Origin of the sequence: Martelella alba (assembly GCF_005217455.1) — a bacterium.
Taxonomy (GTDB): Bacteria; Pseudomonadota; Gammaproteobacteria; order Enterobacterales; family Enterobacteriaceae; genus Acerihabitans.
Genome location: NZ_SZPQ01000153.1, coordinates 1 through 814, shown reverse-complemented (window position 1 = coordinate 814; position 814 = coordinate 1). Strand labels below are relative to the sequence as shown.

The 814-nt window shown below is 50.7% G+C and carries 1 protein-coding gene; it reads left to right on the top strand.

What is annotated here, in order from left to right; genetic code table 11:
- Positions 1–742 (top strand): hypothetical protein (locus FCN80_RS26165; RefSeq protein WP_230492988.1); only part of this gene is annotated, 742 nt, incomplete at its 5' end.
- Between the last annotated feature and the right edge of the window lie 72 nt (positions 743–814).

The window sequence follows — 814 nt, the reverse complement described above, 5'->3', positions numbered from 1 at the left end:
GGCACGCCGTGCGCTTCAGGTATTGAATACGACATTTATTACAGCCCATCAGGAAGACGAACAACTTTCTGTCGCTGATGATATGCTCAATAATCACAGCATTATCATTGCCCAGTCGGACTGGAAAGGCGAAAAAAGCAGGAGGCTGAGCCGTATTACGGCAGAACCAGAAGATACTCCTGGATTGGTTATCTCACGTTTGTTCTCTGAGCTTATTGCCGATCTTCCAGTTCACCAGTTTCCGGAGAACGCTTCGCTTGTTGTCATCCTCGATGTCTCGTCATCTCAGCCATTCCCTGCTGTCAGAAATATCTGGCAGGAAGCCTGGCAGGAGAGTGGCATAACCTGCGCGCTTGAGTACACAGACAGCAATGGGCCGGGGGTAGTCAACCACTGGCTGGATCACCGCATCAAAGATGATGCGATGTTATTGATTGTTGGCCTCCAGATTGATCCGGTTGCTTCAAACAATACTGCTGAAGCAGCCGTTGCTCTGCTTCTTGGCAACCGTCTGACCCAGGAAGCACTCGAACCTCTCGCATTGCTGCACCGGCCAGATGCAGCTCCAACCGGTGAGCTGAGGGAGGGGATGAACATGGCCACCTATAACATCCCGCTCAAAGAAAATATCGTGAAAAATTTATGGCTTGCCGGGCTGACAGGTGAGCAGCGTGCGGAAGTTATTGAGTGCCAGAATGCGCACCCTGCGCAGTCTGTAGAGGACGAGGCCGTCATTTGGTAATCCCCCCGAAAAACCGGTGTGTTCATAAGTAGAATTTTCTCGTAACCTGAATCGGGGAGATCTCTATGAAAA